This window comes from Belnapia arida (genome assembly GCF_016773205.1).
Lineage (GTDB): Bacteria > Pseudomonadota > Alphaproteobacteria > Acetobacterales > Acetobacteraceae > Belnapia > Belnapia arida.
Genome location: NZ_JAETWB010000057.1, coordinates 1 through 16,750 on the forward strand (window position 1 = coordinate 1; position 16,750 = coordinate 16,750).

Genomic DNA, 16,750 nt, shown 5'->3' on the forward strand with positions numbered 1-16,750 from the left:
GCCGCAGAGAGCCGAGCAAAACGGAGCAGTTCATTGTCCATGATCCCCAACTGGGGCTTCAGGCCTTATCCTGCCCGAATAGGCTCGCGACAGAGCAAGATGCTCTTAGTCCGAAGCACCTTTCGGCGGACTGCCACTGTGGGCAGTGAACTCCTCAATGCGCTGTCGCAATGCCTTCTTGCTGGGGCTTTCTGAGGGGGATGCTGGCAGCCGCAAAGGCCGGTTATTGATTTTGCGGTAGCTGGACGTTTCAAGCAAAGGGGCGATAATCACCTTTAACGTCCCTGGGTCAATTGCGAATAGCCCGCAATCATACAAGGTATGCAAATCAGCTCGAAGCAAAATGCCATTGGTGACGTGATTAGTTTCCGGACCTAGATATGGAGTAATATGAGATGCCTCCAACACGTCCAGCACTGAACAGCCGGTGATAGCACAGCGCCCGCTGTAGGCTTTGAGTAGAGCGTCCCGAAAACCTTTCTGCCCTCGGCGGGTTTTGATTGCTCTAAGAACCTTCTCACGAGCGTCTTTAGCATTCTTTGGATCAAAGGCGCTGTCGTCTGCTTCCGAGGCCTTAATGCGGCCCTCGCTATCGGACAAAAGCGGTCGAACCAATTCATCATTAAAGGGCCAGTAAGTCCGCCCGTTAGGGCTCACTAGGCTGGCGGTCGGAATATCACGAGGTGCTATGATTGGCCTCTCATAGACGACGACATCACGCAGTATGATGTTGCCAATGCTACGATCAAGGGCACCCTGCTCTCCATACCCGGTCGTACCGATACCTTCCGCAAGTTCAGAGACGCTGTCATACCCAGTAGCTGACCCATGGCTAGCGAACAAAGCACGAGGGGTAGTCTGCTCGTACCGAACTACGATCCCGTGCCCAAGGATTTGGGGTGGCCGCCCAAGGCCTTTATCCCAAGTCTGCTCCCGAAAGTACCAACGGTCACCAGCAATCAGATCTCGCCTTTGCCAAGGTGAAGGTAGCCAGAAATGCACCGCTTCGTGCCTCGCATCGCGGGTGCGTCGCAACCAATCTTGTTGAGTTATTGCTAGCCAGTTGGGCATCTAAACACCAATCCAGAACGAGACTGCAATATGACTGCGATCTCCAGCGCTGTTCAAGCCAGCTTCATGCAGAAAAACGGCAACTCTGCTGGTGGCGAAACTGGACCGCCTCAGTCTCAATCTCCCGTTCCTACGCAGTCTGATTGATGGAGGCGCCGATGTAGCTTTCTGCGACATGCCACAGATTCCTACTGGGGCTATGGGACGATTTGTCCTGATGCAGATGGATGCTGTGGCGGGATGGGAGGCGGTCTCATCAGTGAGCAAACCAAGGCGGCTCTTAAAATGGCGGAGGCCCGTGGCGTGAAGCTCGGAGGTGATCGCGGCTATCGGCCGGATACGCCACCTGATCCATGAAAGGCAGCACGGGCATCGGCCGAGGCGAGACATGTTCATGCCGCACGGTTCAGGATCAAGGTGCTGCCTGTGGCTCAGGAGATGCGGGACCACAGAGCGTCGCTGAGGGCCATTGCGGCCGCCCTAGAGGCCAAGGGTATAGGGCCACCAAGGAAGGGTAAGTGGACGGCCATCGCGGTACAGCGGTTGCTTGCTCGGGCTGACTCCGTATGAACCTCGCATGGTCTCCAAGAGGCGAACTCAACAACCCATTCACAGAAAACCCTCATCGGCGTACCCTACGGCGCAATTGGCATCGCGTGGAAAGATTAGATTATGGTGACCTTGTAGAGCAAAAACGGGGGTTGAGATGACGTCCACGACGGCTGTAAATGCGCATTTGTTTCAAGACCCCACATTGAAGCTTACCTACTTGAAGGTGCGCGGGTTTGATTCGAAAAGTGGCGCAAGATCCGGTGGGATTAAGGACCCAGTAGTTGTTGATCTTGCTCCTGGCCTTGTCTTACTGCGGACCTACCATGACCCAAGACGCTTTTTTGGAGAATGGTGGTTCACGCCGCACGAGATGAAGCAGGTCATCGACTATTTCGCCCGTGGGGAACCTGCATTTGCAGAGGGGCGACCCCAAGGCAAAGGCATTCTTCAAGCGACCTTCGCCGTTAGGCATGAATGGGGCGGAAATAGCCCGAATCATCTCGGCTTGGTTGGCGCCGTCCGTCTCACCGCGCCGTTCAAGGCGTTCTTTGGTGAGGGTGACTCAGCACCGGACGCTTCTCAGAAAACCAACTTGAAGCCCGTTCAAATCACTGATGCCGTTAATCGTCGGCGCGGGGTACGCCAAGTGTTTCTTCCTGAGGCTTGGAATTTTCAGGCCAACTACATAGTGTTGGAACAAGGCAATTCTACGGATAGCGACTTAATTAGAATGACCAAAACTTATGATGTTGGGCCTTACCCTTTTGAGTCCTGAGCAGTGGTTGTGGATTCGGTTTTTCTTAGGGACTTTCTCTGTCACTGCATGAGGATGTCCCACGTCTACCAGCCTGTCATGATCAAGGTCCTCATCCAGGGCAACGGGTGGGCATCTCGGCGGGACATCGCAGCAGCCTTCCTCGCCCTCGATGAGGCTCAACTGGAGTACTACGAAGAGATCACCAAGCGGACGCCGGGGCCGGTCCTCAGTCGGCATGGCTTAATCGAGCGGGACGGCGACGAGTACCGTCTTAAGACGGACCTTAAGACGCTGACCGAAGCAGAGCGCGCTGAACTGATCGCCATCTGCGATGCAAAGGTGGCCGACTATCTCCAGCGTCGCGGAGCCAAAGCTTACGACCATCGCAGAACTGCCTTGGGGGACCTCTCCGGGACCGTCCGGTATGAAGTCTTCAAGCGCGCGAGGTTTAGGTGCGAGCTGTGTGGGCGCCAGGTGACGAGAAGGCCCTTGAGGTAGACTACATTATCCCCCGCAAGCATGGCGGCAAGGATACCTTGGAGAACCTCCAGGCCCTCTGCTGGCAATGCAATGCGAACAAGGGGGGCCGGGATGCGACGGACTTTAGGGCGGTTAGGGACGGCTTAGAGGCTCGCCAGGAGGGCTGCATCTTCTGCGACCCTCCGGCTACCAGGGTCATCGCTGGCAACACTCTCGCGGTCGCCTTCAGGGATGCCTATCCGGTCACGGCGCTGCATACCTTAATCGTCCCAAGGCGCCATGCGGCAACCTGGTTCGATCTCAGCGACCCGGAGCGTCGCGCCATCGGCATCCTCATGGATGAGGTCCGGAGGGCGGTTATAGAGGCCGACAGGACGGTTCTGGGATTCAACGTGGGCATGAACTGTGGTGAGGTCGCAGGGCAGACCGTCGACCATGCCCATGTTCACCTTATCCCAAGACGGAAGGGTGGTGTGGAGGAGCCTAGGGGTGGGGTGCGTGGCGTGATCCCTAAACGCCAGCAGTATTGATTTTTCCAATCAGGCGAACAGCTCGAGACTCACTACATGGAGAAAAAGCTCTGAGATCCACTCGGAAGCCATTCGAATGAAACCCTACCTGGTCGATATTCCCACACGCTTACCCGGTGCTTATCAGTCATGTAAATATCAGACCATCCCGCCGAAAATAGGTGTCCAAGGTTTTTGGCTCTGTTTTCAACTTTAAACCAAATATCCTCTGTTTCCTGCACCCAAATAAGATGGTGTTCCCCCCATCCGTTCAACGGATTGAGAACCCAACCCTGCACAACAATTTTTTCAGTATAGCCTTCCCAGCTCTGATTTTCCCACGACCAGTAAGCTGGCTCCGCAGACCATATCATCCAACCTTGATGAGGCCCTTTGTTTTTACCGCGCCTTCGGGCTACGGCCCACATCGTTAAATACGAAAGAAAATGCTCGGCGCAAAAAGCCCTTAAGTTAATGATTAGCCGACCCCGGCCTGAGGGATCCTCGACCCAGAAGAAAGCTTTTGGGCGCTCACAATATTGACGCTTCCCGTTGGGGTCGAGAAAGCTGATCGCCCTTCTGTGATTTATAAGGCGGAGTCCATCTTGCGCTCGAAATGTGCGTATCCAGTACTGCTCTCTGAGGCGTAGAGACTTTGGGTCAACGACCTCCTCTAAAATCCTAAATTCAAAGTGTCCAATCCCATAATCTCTATAAGCGGCGCGAAGGCCCGCGTTCTCATGCCGCCCGTTGGCCAGCCTCGTTTTGTGCTGCGCCCATCTCTTGGCCGGATCTTTAGCTTGACCAACGTAGCGAACCTTCGCTGGGAAGCAGACGATCTCATAAATGACGGGTGATGCCATGACCGTCGGATTGTAATGAATTCGGACTAAACTTACCGATGCACATTAATGGGAGAGGTTGTGCCGTTCTTCAGCTGATACACGGGGAGGCGCACGGTCTTCCTAGTACTCACATCAAGCGAATTACGGTGGACACATGGACGCTGCGCTACTGCAACCGCCAGAGCTGATTTCCCAAAAGCAGATCGCGGAGAAACCGTGCCCTATTCCCAAGCTGCCCGGCGTCTACGCATTGTATTTCGATGAGATTCCACCGGGCGTGCCGACGGATGGCTGCGTCAGGCTCAGTGGCTTCACCCTGCTGTATGTCGGCATAGCCCCCAAGGCTCCTCCTACAAACGGCAGGAAGGCCAGCGCCGCGCACCTCCAGCAGCGCGTCACCTACCACTTCAGGGGAAATGCTGCGGGATCGACGCTGAGGCTGACCTTGGGATGTCTCCTAGCTGACCGCCTGGGCATCCAGCTACGGCGCGTAGGGAATGGCAGGACGAGAACCTTCACCAACCCTGGCGAGCAGCGGCTAGACGCTTGGATGGCTGACCATGCACGAGTGGTCTGGGTGGCAACGGACCGGCCATGGCAGCTCGAGACGGAACTTATTGGTGACCTGAGCTTGCCACTGAACGTCGCGGGGAATGCAAGGCATCCTTACTGCGCGACGCTGAAGGTGATCCGAAGTGAAGCCAAAGCGGCGGCGACCATGATGCCCATTGCGGAGCGAGGAGGACCAAGGCGCTTAAAGCCCTAGAAGGCTGGCATCTTGTTCTGATGTAGTTATGATAAGGAGATGAACCTTCGCTCTCTCCTGCCCCGCGCCAACCCCGTCAGACAGCTATTGCGGGACATCGAACGTGAGGAGAGGCGGCGGGCAGTTGCTTGGCGACGGCATGATAGATGGATGCGCATCCGCCGGTCCTGGCGTAGGGCCAAGGGATACGGACTGCTCGCAATCGTGGCTGCTGGCGCGCTGGGCTACCTAGTGCAGCTCTTCATCTTCAGCCCGTGGCCGCTGGATCTGACCTTCAAGCACTACCAAGCCCGGCACAACTGTGATGCTGCCCGTGCGGTGGGTTTGGCCCCTGCAAGGAGAGGGAAGCCAGGGTACTGGTCCAAGCTCGATGCAGACCAGGATGGCATCTCCTGTGAACCTTGGCGTCCATACTACCGGTAACGGCCTTCGATCATGACCCGGCACAGAGCCAACCTGAGCTGTCAACACGCGATACAGAGAAGGTGATGGTGCTTCCGGTGACCCAAGCCTTCGACGCCACCGTCGACCTTATGGCATCGCACCTTGCTGCCGCTGGTGTTCCCGAGGCGCGCGTTGGGGGAGCCTTGGAAGCAGTCCGGAAGGCGCTGAGGATTCACCTGGGGCAGGACACATCGACTGCGCCTATGGGAACCGGTTGATCAATGGGCTGCAGGATGTCCGTGAACGATGGATCACTGAGATGGTCCCCATTCGTCGGACAGCTTCGCGGCCTGGATAAGCTCGGTTCTGGTTTCCGTCAGGCCGCCAACTTTGTTACGGCATTGGCCCCATAGGCCTCGTCCGGGGTTCTGCCGTCCACGCCAGAATGTGGGCGCTTGGTATTGTAGTAGCCGATCCACTTCGACAGGCCGGCCCGCACCTCCGAGCCGGTTTCGAAGGCATGCAGGTAGATGCACTCGTACTTCAGGCTGCGCCACAGCCGCTCGATGAACACGTTATCGATCCAGCGGCCGCGGCCATCCATCGAGACGCGCACTCCGACCTGCTGCAGCAGTCCGGTGAACCGCGGCGAGGTGAATTGGCTGCCCTGGTCGGTATTGAAGATCTCCGGCCGACCGAACCGCGCCATGGCCTCCTCCAGCACCTTGAGGCAGAACTCCACCTCCATGGTGTTCGACACCCGCCAGGCCAGCACCTTCCGCGTCGCCCAGTCCATCACCGCGACCAGGTAGAGGAAGCCGCGCCGCATCGGCAGGTAGGTGATGTCGGCGCACCAGACCTGGTTGTGGCGGTCGATCACCAGATCCCGCAGTAGGTAGGGGAAGATCCGGTGCTCGGGATTCGGCACCGTCGTCCGCGGCCGCTGGTAGATCGGCGCCAAGCCCATCTTCGCCATCAGCCGCCGGATGCGCTTGCGGCCGACCACGTAGCCTTCCCGCCGCCCGATCTTGGCGTGCAGCTTCTCCACCTGCGCCTCGGCCGTCTTGGCGCTCTCCTGCGCCGCCGCCTTGCCAGAGAACACTGCCGTCAAACCCTCCATGGCCTGCCGCTTCCAGTCGCCCACCATCGTCTGGTGAATGCCATGCTTGGCCGCCAGCTGCGCCGCTGTCAGCTCACCCCGCAGCGCCTCCAGCGCCACCTTCGCCTTGAAATCCGCCGAGTACCGCGTCCGCTTGCCCGTCATCCGGGTCCGTCCTTCTCGCAGGCGAACCGAGCTTACCCGCCTGTCCGAAATCCGGGGGCCACCTCAAATCAGCCTTGGCTTGGGCAGCGCCCGGTGTTGGGAAAACCATGCTTAGCTTGACGCTGGCGCTCATGGTGGCTGGTGGGGGAGAGGTCGCTGGGTGGACCGCCCCGAAGCCTCGGAAGGTGCTCATCGTTGATGGTGAGATGCGCGGCGAGGGCATCGCTGAGCGGCTGACACTGCTCGTCGACAGCGTATCCGGGATCGACCGAGAGACCGCCCTGAACAACATTGAGATTCGGGCACGCCAGCTTCAAAAGCCGGGAACCTGGTTCTATGACATTGGCGATCCGCAGACCCAGCGTGAGCTATCGGCTTATATTTGTGTTGCCGGTATCGAATTCATCATCCTCGACAACGTCACCACGCTCACCGATACCTTGGGTGACGAAAACAGCGCTGATGCAATAAAGCCCGTGCTTACCTTCCTGATGGATCTGAAGACGACTAACGTTGGAGTGCTTCTTATTCATCACTCTAATAAGGGAGGTAATAGTTATCGAGGCAGCACCGCACTGATGACAACCTTTGAGGTCGCTATGGGGCTGAATAAGCCCCAAGAGGCACCGATGGGCCAGGCCAGCTTCAGCTTGGAGTTCACCAAGTTCAGAGCGAAAAGCAATCAGCTATTGGCCCCAAGGGTGTTCACCTTGGACGGCTCGAAGTGGCATGTCAGCGAGGACGAAGGGAATGAAGCTTTACGTCCCGTGCGAGCTATCCAAAGTGGTCGGTTTGCGACCCAGCAGGACGCAGGGTTGTCCATCGGTATCCAGGACAAGACTAAGGTAAGCCGCTTGCTGGCTCAGGCTTATGCCAAAGGGCTAGCCAAGCAGCACGAGATTAAGCGTGTCTCAAGGAGACTGCGCAGGGTGCTGAGGAAGCGTTCGATGACGATGAGACGCTTTAAGCCTGTCTGAAGTTGACGGTTGCGGGCAGCCTTTGGGAAGACCCCTGAGGGCTGCTTGCGCCCCCCTCGCCGTGTCCGCCTGCGGCTCCCCTGCGGTGTCCCAACGCCGAGCATTGGTTCACCTGGGGTACAGGACAAGGAGGAGCGGTTGTAAGTTGCTTCTTTATATAGGGGTGCAACTCGGCAACTGTGTGACACAGCGCGTCCAATCTGGCGCGAGGTCCTTGGCAGACTCAATATACCAACCTCACATGGAGGGCCGTGTAAAGCATTGGTGGGAGCCGGATTAGCCTCAGGAAATTGAATTAACTAGAACTGGACCATAACAGATGGCGGAGCAATTAAAAATAGGCGGACGTGGCGGACTACTTGGCATACTTGAACGTGCATCCAGCGACCCTTGTTCTTTACGATTTTGGTATGACCCAGTTTATTCCGCTTGGAAGCATGCTATGCCGCTTTCGATAACAATGCCCGTTCCATTTGATATAGAAGGCTCTCGTCGAGTATTGAGAATCTACGAAGGGCCGCAAGTCTATTCTTGGTTTTTGAATCTTCTTCCAGAGGACGAGCAACTTCCAAAATTTGCCAACGCGCTTAATCAAGCCACAACAGACGTGTTTGGGATTTTGGCAAAAGCTGGAGGCGACCTCGGCGGTGCCGTCCGAGTGGCGCATGCGTCGCCTAGTACAGACGATCAGCCGCATTATGAGTTGCTTAGTCCAGCAGAGTTGGCGGCTGCACTACGACGGGTGCCATCTCGTCCACTGCTTGCTGGTGAGAATGGCGTACAGATGTCTGCTGCTGGCCATCAACCGAAAACCGGAGTTCGGCTTTACCCTGACGGTCGGATTGCTCAGCCGAAGTTTGGCGCAGCCAGTACACACATCCTCAAACCTGAAGGAGAAAACACCATCCCAGGCTGCGTTGAAAATGAATTGTTTTGTCTGCGCTTAGCTAAAGCTGTGGGCCTAAATGCAGTTGATGCGATGGCAGGCGTGGCCGAAGAGATCCAGTATCTTTGCGTTAAGCGGTATGACCGTGAGAATGCAACCGAGGAGATAGTCGCCCGCTTACACCAAGAAGATTTGTGTCAAGCAACCGGACTTCCGCCATCTAAGAAGTACCAATCTGGTGTCTCCCACGATAATGGAACAGCTTCACTCGCTAAATGCTTTCAGGCGCTCCAGTCAGGCGTGCCTCATCCGGAAGTACGGTCTAGGGATCTGCTAAACGCGGTCATATTTAACGTCCTTATTGATAATACAGACGCGCACGCAAAAAATTACTCCCTGGTTTTCCACGATCCACCAAGGATTGAGCTTGCTCCATTATACGATCTTATGCACACCACGGTTTACGGTGGCATAGAGGAAAAAATGGCCATGTTTGTGGGGGAACAAAAAATAGGGCGACACATTCGGCATCGACACTGGGAACGTTTTGCGCGGACTGTTGGGTGTGATCCCGAAACTACGGTACTGCGAGTTGAAGAGTTAGCTAGAAAGACCCTGGCTAAACTGCCCATAGTGACTGAAACCGTATGTGCCGAAGTGCGAAATAGCGACTTTGTTCGAGAGGTGTCAACGAGAGTTTTAAGCAGATGTAAACTCACCATATCAAATCTAAGCGTCCAAATCTAAGCTGATTAAGGTTATGAAAAGGGACGCGCAGCTCGTGCTAATAAGAACAAGAAAGGGTTCTCCCGCACTTCCCGTGCTGCGGGTCGTCGTTCCGCGGCAGGATGAGCACATAGGAGGAACCCTCTCCTCCTTTGAAGTGTCGTTCTTGTCCAAGCGCCTCCTGCCGTTTATTCCGGCAGGGCTGCTGGTCCAGCAGATCCTGCCCTCCCCCGACTACCTCACCATTCTCGTCACGCCGCGCCAGGCCTGGGCGGCCTGCCCGACCTGCGCCGCACCCACCCGGCGGGTCCACAGCCAGTACGACCGCATCCTGCACGACCTGCCCTGGCAAGGACGTCCGGTGCGGCTGCACGTACGGGCCCGGCGTTTCCGATGCCTGCAGCCAGCCTGTCCACGGGTGACCTTCGCCGAACGGCTCACCAACATCGCGCCGCCTGCGGCGCGCCGGACCGGGCGGCTAGGTGACCTGCAGCACCATCTTGGCCTCGCCGCTGGCGGCGAGGCCGGCACCCGCCTCGCGGCGCGGCTGGCCATGCCCGCCAGCGCCGACACGCTGCTGCGGATGGTGCGGCGTGCGGGCGCCACGCTGGAACCCAGATCAGCAGTACGGTACTGGCGGTGGACGAGTGGGCCTGGCGTCGCGGTCACCGCTACGGGACGGTCCTCGTCGATCTCGAGCGCAACCGGGTTGTCGACCTGCTGCCGGACCGGCGGGCCGAGAGCCTGTCCACGTGGCTGCGGGCCAACCCCGGCGTCGAGATCGTCGCCCGAGACCGGGCCGGCGTCTACGCCGACGGCGCGCGCCAAGGTGCGCCCGATGCCGTCCAGGTCACCGACCGCTGGCACCTGCTGCGGAATCTGGGTGATGCCATCCATGTCGTCACCGACCGTCACCATGCCGCCGTCCAGCGCATCGGCCGCGAGGTCATGGCGCAGTTGGCAGCCGAGGATGCCCACAGCACTTCGGCCGTAGCTCCGCCGAACCCGGAGGCCCGCGGGGCCGAGGCGAGGCGGGCACGCCGGCAGGCCCGCTTCGACGAGGCGGTGCGGCTGCATGCGGCCGGCGCTTCGATCAGCGCCATCTCCCGGCAGGTCGGTGCCGATCGCAAGACACTCCGGCAATGGCTCCAGGTGGGCGCCATGCCGACTTGGCGCAGGCCACCGCGCGGCAGCCTACTTGATCCCTACCGCGAGCACCTGGAGCGGCGCTGGGCGGCGGGCTGCTGCAACGCGGCCCAGCTGTGGCGCGAACTCGCCGCGCTGGGCTTCCCCGGCCGGCCCGCCATCGTGCGGGCCTGGGCGACGCAGCGGCGCCGGGCTAGGCACAGCCCCGGCAGGGCGCCAGTCATAGCGGATAGCCAACCCTGGCGGCCGCCCTCCGGCCGTCGCGTCGCCCGGCTGCTGATGGCCGCCGCCAGCACGCTGTCCGCGCCCGATCGGCTGTTTGCCGCGCGGCTGCTGGAGGAGGTGCCAGTTCTTTCCACCGCGATTGTCGTCGCCAGGCGGCTCGTCCAGGTGCTGCGGCGGCACAGCGATGAGGCGCTCGATGACGTGCTAGCCGACGTGGCGTCTACGCCGCTCGCCGCCTTCGTCACCGAGCTGCGCCGTGACATCGCTGCCGTGCGGGCCGCGCTCGATCTGCCGTGGACCACCAGTCCGGCCGAAGGCCAGATCTGCCGGATCAAGATGATCAAACGGACAATGTACGGCCGTGCAAGCTTCGAGCTCCTCCGCGCACGAGTCCTACACGCCGCATGATCCAGCAACGGCAGCACGGACTACAAGATGACATGGCTGCCGGGCGATCTCACGGTTGAGGTCAACGGCAAGGTGGTGGCGCACTGGACCGGCGCGGATGCGGTGCCGGACGACCCCATGGGCTTCGGCGCGATGGGGTATGTCGGGACCTCGGCCGATGCGTGGATGGGCGGTGGGCCGAATGGCTCGACCCCCAGCACCGTCACCTATGAGATCGACAACGTGGTGATGTCGCAGTGGGCCGGGATCGCCTGATCAGAGATCAGGGGAACAGCGGTGCCAGAAGCTCATCCGCGCTTGGCGACTCTCCGGTGCCGAGCCGGTCTGCGTACATTTCGGCCGCGATCGCGTACACCCCAGACAGCGGCGTGCCGCTGCGTCGCCGCTCCACCGACTCTTGCCACAGCCGGCCCATGAGCCGCCGCGCACGCAGAGCGGCCACATCCTCGGCCACTTCGGTCGTGAGCAGGCTCAGCGCAATGCCATGCGACGTGTCCTCGCCCGGCTGGGGCGATCCTGCCGGCAGCGCCAGCAGGTCGGCCTTGTACTGGTTGCGGCGCTCTGATTCCGCTGGAGGCCAATTGTGGCAAGCCCGGCTATGCTGCGGTAAGCGTATCCAGGCTCTTCGGGCTATGCTACGGGCTCGTCCTAGCCGGACCTCATAGGCCATTCGCCGCCGCGTCTTCGCCGAGGCGCTGCTCAGGTCACCGACGATTTGGGCAAAGAGGGGCACACGAATTCCAGGCCGAAAGGATTTTCCGCTTGGCCGTGGTGACTTGATACACAGATCGCAATCGCCGTCAGGCGACGTTCCTGAACCGGGCGAGCTGCTCTATGAGGTGTTTGCGGGCAGCGTCGATGACGGCGGGCTGGGTCTTTGCTGATAAGGCGCCGCGCGCCTTCCTTCCGAGGAAGTAGGCGATCCGCTCACCATTAGCGCCGCTGGGATGCGGCAGGCCCTCTAGAATGCGACTGCGGTCGATAAGGTTAGCAGCCGCAAGATGGCGGAGGGCTGCGGCCGGCTTGCTCCCAAGAGGGAGCCAGAGCGCGTTCGGGAGAGCGCGTATTTCCTCGGAAAGATGGGTTTCCACCATGCGGCGCAGGACTGGCGTCCGGAGCATGTCAGGTGCGCCGTTGTAGTTTGCGCCTGCGGTGAAGACTGGATACCGGAGTGCCGAGGTGAGATGGGCGAGTTCACGCGAAGGATCGAACAGCTCTGCGCAGGTAGCCACACCAAGAGCCCGCTGCGCGCCGACATGGTCAAGCATGGCGACCAGCTTCTCGCGCATCGGCCCAGAGAAGGCGCCAGTCAGCTTTGCGCGCTGGAGAGCCACCGCAAGCGGCTCGCCCGATGTGAGCGCCCTGTTGAACGCCGCGAGAGCATTCTCGGCCTGCTGGCGGCCAGGCGTGATGCCGAGCACGACGATACGGGGATCAGCTGCGACGTGCTCGAAAGGCGCCCAGCAGACCGAAATGCTGCCTTCAGCATGGAGCTGAAGGGCTTCCGCCATCGTGCCTGAGAGGAAAGCGTTACCGGTGTGAGCGGCGACCAGTGGGGCGAAGCGGGATGCTAGGTCAGTATTGATGATGGTTCTCCTGACGTGGCTAGCCGGGCACGAATGTTGACACCAGCCAGCGGTTCAAGCCCGACGCTACCCTGTGCAGCAGGACTACAGTGCAACTGAGGCGCTGCTTTCCCGCTCCCAACCTACGATCAGAGCCCTTGCGCGCGTAACCCTTTCCCAGCGCGCCGCGTCAGCATTCAATGGCCAGCTGTGCACGAGCGTACTTGGGTGCGGCAGACCGAAGACCGTGCATTTGAATGGCGCTTTTTCGCCGATGTCGAGTTCCACGCCTTCGTGCAGCTTACCTGATTGCGCTGTCTCGTCCTCAACCAGCGGCCAATTATAGCGGTATGGCTTCGTTCGATTGGTCAATCTTAGCAACTCGAAGGTGCTGGGTTCTGGCGGGCCACCATTTCCGAAGCAAATGATCACTCGGGGCCGAACAATGCGGAGGAACAACTGGTGGATTGGCCAACAGTGATCCCACCATAGGTTCCAAGGGCTTCCTACCCGCTGGGTTAACGCCTGCACACCTGGAGCGCGTGCGAACACGGCGTTCGTGGTGAAGGTTTGCCGAGGGTCAGCTCCAAGTGCTTCGAACACGGACCTAATCCGCCTCTGCAGCTCATTCGGCCCGCCGGATGGTGCGTATCCCTCATCCGCGTAGCTGTTCCAGTTGGTCTGCACCTTGTCCAAAGACTGGCCGATCGTTCCCTCTATCGCGTTTAGCCCTTTTTCCTCTCCGCCTGGATTCAGCCCCATTATATACAAGTTACCGCGCTTAAGCGTATCCCGGCCGCTGAAGAGGACGGTTCCGGGAAGGTCTGCTATGCCCAGCCGTTCCGTCGTGCCCCCGAGCATGTCGCGGACGACACGCAAGACTTCGGCGGGAAACTCATCGTTCGAGTCCATGACAACCCATTCTTTCTAAAGGCTCGGTCGGACGCCATAACGCTGGTGACTGCGACCAGAGAACAGAGCAAAGCAGCAGTGAGGGCGGATGGCGGCACTTCAGGATATCATAGACGAGGTGAACCGGCGTGCGGTTGGGCGGCCGATCGGCGCACTCCAAGACTGGCGCAAGGAAAATCGAGGGCTTGGGCGGAAGGCTTCGCACCGCGTGTTCGGTTCGATTCGAACCGGCGATTACGCGTTCCATTTTGGCGGGCGCGAGGAACTGCAGTTCAACATTGGAATCGAAACGCTGATCGAGGAAGGCGACCTCCGTTATGGCGTGGCGTTCTCGTTCGAGCCAAGCCAGTCGCTGCCTGACATCGCTCCACTGGTCCCAAAAGTGGCGCTTTTCAATGAGTATCTCCGCACGAACCCTGCCGAGTTCGACGGCCTGGGCATGTGGCACCACCCGCTCGGCACTGACCGCATCATGCCAGGCCATCCGGCGCCGATTAAAGGAGCGCTAGTCCGCCGCGGCGTGTTCGTGTTCCTGGGTGCGCTCGGTCGCAGTGCTGAGCCGGACTACAACACGATGCTCGACACGCTCGACCGCCTGCTGCCGCTCTACCGCTTTGTTGAATCCGGCGACGGCAAGCGCAGCAGCGCAACCGAAGCCTGGACCGAACCGCTGCTGCAACTGCGGCATCACCCGCCGAAGCGTTGGACCACGGCGAACATGGTTGAGCGAACACTTGATGTCGATCTACGGCATAACGCTCTGCAGCGCAGGCTTTGCGAGGAATTGGTCAGGCAGTATGGGGAGGGCCGCATCGGCGAGGAGCACCCGATGCCGGACGGCGGCAGGATTGACGTGGTCGTCGATGCAGACGAGGGCCGCATTCTGTTTGAGATCAAAACCGCCTGCACGGCACGCGGCTGCATTCGGGAAGCTATGGGTCAGGTGCTCGACTATGCCTGCTGGCCAAATGGCCCGCGAGTCTCGCGTGTCGTGGTCGTCGGCTCGCCGGCTCCAACGCCTAGCGAAACCGCCTATATCGGTCACTTGAACCAGAGCTTTCCCCTGCCGCTCGCCTACCGCCGGGTCGTCTTGGAAGACGAGTGATTGCTCATGGCCAACGTTTTATGCCGCCTCGATTAAATTCCTGGGCGCCAGCCCTCTTACCACACGGTCACGGGGCGACGACAGCCGCCGCCGAGGCCACATAGCGGCTATCAGCATGTTCCCTAAACAGTCGCTGCCGCCAGCGAAGCTCAAGCGCTCGTCCGAGGAGCGGCAGCGCAGGGTCGCTGACTGACTGAAGACCATCCGGTTGCGGGTGGCGATCGACCGCGAGCTAGACGAACGAGGCATGATCAGGCTTGCTGAGATTGGCGTCGCGCTCGGGCTGCCGGCAGCCGCGGCGACCAAATTGCTGACTGGGCATCAGGCTATTGGATTCGTCGGGCTCATAAGCCAATCCAGCGTCGCCAGAATCCTCGCAAGCGACCCTCTTGTGACCTGAGCTCACGGCCCCGGCGCCTGGGCCGCTTAAGTTTGGGCGGCAAACTGCTGGGAGCGGGGAGCCAGGCACTGTCTCACCCTAGTCGCGGACCGCCATCGGTTCGCTCCCGCGCTGCCCTTCTCTGCTTCATTGAACCCGCAGCGCCCTTAACGCCGGCAGACGATCCTCCCGCTGCTGAGTTTCCAGCAACTGCGGATCTGGCAAAGCCATCAGCTGCCTCGGCCGCTAGGGGACAGAGAGCCGGGCTGGTGAGGGCAGCTGCGGAAGCCAGCGCGGCACAAGCCTTTGATTCTACAAACTAAGGCAAGCCCTGCATCACTTGCGGTAAGGGATACTTATCGCAGGTCAGCCCATCCCTTCGGCCGTGCGCAACCGGACGGCAGGGTGGTGAAGGCAGGACGTAAGATGTCGCTATGCCGCGGTTCTTCCTGCATATCCGCCAAGGCCAGGACCTGATCCTCGATCAGGAGGGGTCTGAGCTACCTGGTCTCGCCACTGCGCAAGATGAGGCCCTCGCCAGTATGCGTCTGCTCGTGGCCGAGCGCCTTCTCAGCAGCCACAGCAGCAGGATACCGGACGCGCAACAGATTGAGGTTGCCGACGAAACGGGGCAGGTCCTGGCGACGGTCCACGTCCATAATGCGCTAAGGCCGTTCAAGTAAGCGGGGTTTATCGCAGGTCAGCAGACGCTACCGCAATCAGGCTGCGAGCAAGGAAAAGGCCGCCCAAAGGGAGTAGGACGGCCTTAGTGTCCATCCGGGAACAGACCGAGTGATCTGAATCGGTTGTGATTGGCTCCCGGCGGCAGGTGCGGGAAGAAGGGCGTTCATGTGGACGCCCGAGAACCGGCCAAAATACGACCGCAGCAAGCTGCGTTACCCGAGCGACCTGAGCGACGAAGAATGGTCGATCATCGGTCCGGTTGATCGCCTTTGGCGTTCAACCCCAGGGGCGAAGGGCGGCGGCAACAAGCGGACAGTGGACATACGAGCGGTGCTGAACGGGGTGATGTACATTCTGAGCACCGGCTGCCAGTGGGCCGCGTTGCCGAAGGACCTGCCGCCACGGAGCACGGTGAACGACTACCTACGGCGTTGGGACGAGGACCGGACGCTCGATCGCCTCCACCACGCGCTCTACGTTATGTGCCGGGAGCAGGCTGGGCGCGAGGGCAGCCCGACGGCCGCTCTCATCGACAGCCAGAGCGTCATGAGCGCGGAAAAAGGGGGCGCTGGATCGACCCTTCGGGGTACGACGCGGGCAAGAAGATCAAAGGCAAGAAGCGGCACGTCCTGGTCGACACCCAAGGCCTGCTGATGCAGGCCATCATCCATGCCGCCGATATCCAGGACCGCGATGGTGGCGTGCCGCTGATGGGTTCGCTGTTTGGCCTCTACCCCTTCCTGCTGAAGCTCTGCGCCGACGGCGGGTACCAGGGCGCCCACTTTCAGGCTGGACTGCGCACGACTTGCCGCCACATCAACCTCGAGATCGTCAAGCGATCCGAGGTGCGCAAGTTCGTCGTGCTCCCGAAGCGCTGGATCGTCGAGCGCACCATCGCCTGACTCAACCGCTGCCGACGATTGGCCAAGGATTGGGAGTGCCTGAACCGCCGCGCGCTTGCCTTTCTGCGCTGGGCCTCCGTCCGTCGCATGCTCCGAAGGCTGTGTCAGAAAACCAAATGATCCCGGATGGGCTCTAAGCAGCCAGCCCGACAGCGGCCAATCGCAACATTGCGCTTCAATCGCGACGAACTCAGCCGCTTCACCCAA

At 60.0% G+C, this 16,750-nt stretch carries 17 protein-coding genes and 2 pseudogenes; 13 read left to right on the forward strand and 6 right to left on the reverse strand.

Features of this window, described 5'->3' with window-relative positions:
• Positions 1 to 105: 105 nt before the first annotated feature.
• Positions 106 to 1,071 (reverse strand): HNH endonuclease, encoded by a 966-nt coding sequence (locus tag JMJ56_RS30340; protein ID WP_202835490.1) that lies wholly within the window; start codon positions 1,069 to 1,071, stop codon positions 106 to 108.
• A 706-nt stretch (positions 1,072 to 1,777) separates the two neighbouring features.
• Here JMJ56_RS30340 and JMJ56_RS30345 point away from each other — a divergent pair.
• The 3 genes from JMJ56_RS30345 (at position 1,778) to JMJ56_RS30355 (ending at position 3,390) form a co-directional block, all read left to right on the forward strand.
• Positions 1,778 to 2,398 carry a hypothetical protein gene (locus JMJ56_RS30345; RefSeq protein ID WP_202835491.1) on the forward strand — a complete coding sequence of 207 codons (621 nt, stop codon included), beginning with the start codon at positions 1,778 to 1,780 and terminating at the stop codon, positions 2,396 to 2,398.
• 78 nt (positions 2,399 to 2,476) lie between these two features.
• Entirely contained in the window at positions 2,477 to 2,878 is a 402-nt protein-coding gene (locus JMJ56_RS30350; protein WP_202835492.1) for a hypothetical protein, read from the forward strand.
• Positions 2,879 to 2,916: 38 nt separating this feature from the next.
• The gene (locus JMJ56_RS30355) at positions 2,917 to 3,390 is read left to right on the forward strand and encodes an HIT family protein (protein WP_236038892.1); all 474 of its coding nucleotides are present in this window, start codon (positions 2,917 to 2,919) and stop codon (positions 3,388 to 3,390) included.
• Positions 3,391 to 3,422: 32 nt separating this feature from the next.
• Here the strand turns inward: JMJ56_RS30355 and JMJ56_RS30360 are convergent, their stop codons facing one another.
• Positions 3,423 to 4,232 carry a GIY-YIG nuclease family protein gene (locus tag JMJ56_RS30360; protein ID WP_202835494.1) on the reverse strand — a complete coding sequence of 270 codons (810 nt, stop codon included), beginning with the start codon at positions 4,230 to 4,232 and terminating at the stop codon, positions 3,423 to 3,425.
• Positions 4,233 to 4,368: 136 nt separating this feature from the next.
• Here JMJ56_RS30360 and JMJ56_RS30365 point away from each other — a divergent pair, with 136 nt between their 5' ends.
• Both JMJ56_RS30365 and JMJ56_RS35790 read left to right on the forward strand, forming a co-directional pair.
• Positions 4,369 to 4,980, forward strand: a complete 612-nt coding sequence (locus tag JMJ56_RS30365) for a GIY-YIG nuclease family protein (protein WP_202835495.1) — start codon at positions 4,369 to 4,371, stop codon at positions 4,978 to 4,980.
• A gap of 150 nt (positions 4,981 to 5,130) precedes the next feature.
• On the forward strand, positions 5,131 to 5,403 hold the full coding sequence (locus JMJ56_RS35790; RefSeq protein WP_407927971.1) for an excalibur calcium-binding domain-containing protein: 273 nt from the start codon (positions 5,131 to 5,133) through the stop codon (positions 5,401 to 5,403).
• Between the two features lie 337 nt (positions 5,404 to 5,740).
• Here the strand turns inward: JMJ56_RS35790 and JMJ56_RS30375 are convergent, their stop codons facing one another.
• The gene (locus tag JMJ56_RS30375; RefSeq protein ID WP_202835497.1) at positions 5,741 to 6,628 is read right to left on the reverse strand and encodes an IS3 family transposase; all 888 of its coding nucleotides are present in this window, start codon (positions 6,626 to 6,628) and stop codon (positions 5,741 to 5,743) included.
• A 74-nt stretch (positions 6,629 to 6,702) separates the two neighbouring features.
• On the opposite strand from JMJ56_RS30375, the gene JMJ56_RS30380 reads away from it, so the two are divergent.
• The 5 genes and pseudogenes from JMJ56_RS30380 (at position 6,703) to JMJ56_RS30395 (ending at position 11,251) form a co-directional block, all read left to right on the forward strand.
• The gene (locus JMJ56_RS30380) at positions 6,703 to 7,605 is read left to right on the forward strand and encodes an AAA family ATPase (RefSeq protein ID WP_268885166.1); all 903 of its coding nucleotides are present in this window, start codon (positions 6,703 to 6,705) and stop codon (positions 7,603 to 7,605) included.
• 319 nt (positions 7,606 to 7,924) lie between these two features.
• Complete coding sequence (locus tag JMJ56_RS30385; RefSeq protein WP_202835499.1) at positions 7,925 to 9,238, forward strand: HipA domain-containing protein; 1,314 nt, start codon at positions 7,925 to 7,927, stop codon at positions 9,236 to 9,238.
• A gap of 13 nt (positions 9,239 to 9,251) precedes the next feature.
• Positions 9,252 to 9,602: pseudogene (locus tag JMJ56_RS34460) on the forward strand (transposase family protein); the annotation flags it as partial.
• Positions 9,603 to 9,850: 248 nt separating this feature from the next.
• Complete coding sequence (locus JMJ56_RS30390) at positions 9,851 to 10,996, forward strand: ISL3 family transposase (protein WP_236038896.1); 1,146 nt, start codon at positions 9,851 to 9,853, stop codon at positions 10,994 to 10,996.
• Positions 10,997 to 11,023: 27 nt separating this feature from the next.
• On the forward strand, positions 11,024 to 11,251 hold the full coding sequence (locus JMJ56_RS30395; protein ID WP_202835501.1) for a hypothetical protein: 228 nt from the start codon (positions 11,024 to 11,026) through the stop codon (positions 11,249 to 11,251).
• A gap of 7 nt (positions 11,252 to 11,258) precedes the next feature.
• On the opposite strand, the gene JMJ56_RS30400 is transcribed toward JMJ56_RS30395, so the two are convergent.
• The 3 genes from JMJ56_RS30400 to JMJ56_RS30410 form a co-directional block, all read right to left on the reverse strand.
• A complete protein-coding gene (locus JMJ56_RS30400; RefSeq protein ID WP_202835502.1) occupies positions 11,259 to 11,729 on the reverse strand; it encodes a hypothetical protein in 471 nt (156 codons plus the stop codon).
• Positions 11,730 to 11,796: 67 nt separating this feature from the next.
• Positions 11,797 to 12,507, reverse strand: coding sequence for a hypothetical protein (locus tag JMJ56_RS30405; RefSeq protein ID WP_202835503.1), 711 nt, complete (start codon positions 12,505 to 12,507; stop codon positions 11,797 to 11,799).
• A 159-nt stretch (positions 12,508 to 12,666) separates the two neighbouring features.
• Positions 12,667 to 13,473, reverse strand: coding sequence for a uracil-DNA glycosylase family protein (locus JMJ56_RS30410; RefSeq protein ID WP_202835504.1), 807 nt, complete (start codon positions 13,471 to 13,473; stop codon positions 12,667 to 12,669).
• An 88-nt stretch (positions 13,474 to 13,561) separates the two neighbouring features.
• On the opposite strand from JMJ56_RS30410, the gene JMJ56_RS30415 reads away from it, so the two are divergent.
• From JMJ56_RS30415 to JMJ56_RS30425, 3 genes and pseudogenes are all read left to right on the forward strand, one after another.
• Positions 13,562 to 14,578, forward strand: coding sequence for a hypothetical protein (locus JMJ56_RS30415; RefSeq protein ID WP_202835505.1), 1,017 nt, complete (start codon positions 13,562 to 13,564; stop codon positions 14,576 to 14,578).
• 813 nt (positions 14,579 to 15,391) lie between these two features.
• Positions 15,392 to 15,640 carry a DUF6894 family protein gene (locus tag JMJ56_RS30420; protein WP_202835506.1) on the forward strand — a complete coding sequence of 83 codons (249 nt, stop codon included), beginning with the start codon at positions 15,392 to 15,394 and terminating at the stop codon, positions 15,638 to 15,640.
• Positions 15,641 to 15,806: 166 nt separating this feature from the next.
• Positions 15,807 to 16,663 (forward strand): annotated as a pseudogene (locus JMJ56_RS30425) (IS5 family transposase).
• Positions 16,664 to 16,750: the final 87 nt, after the last annotated feature.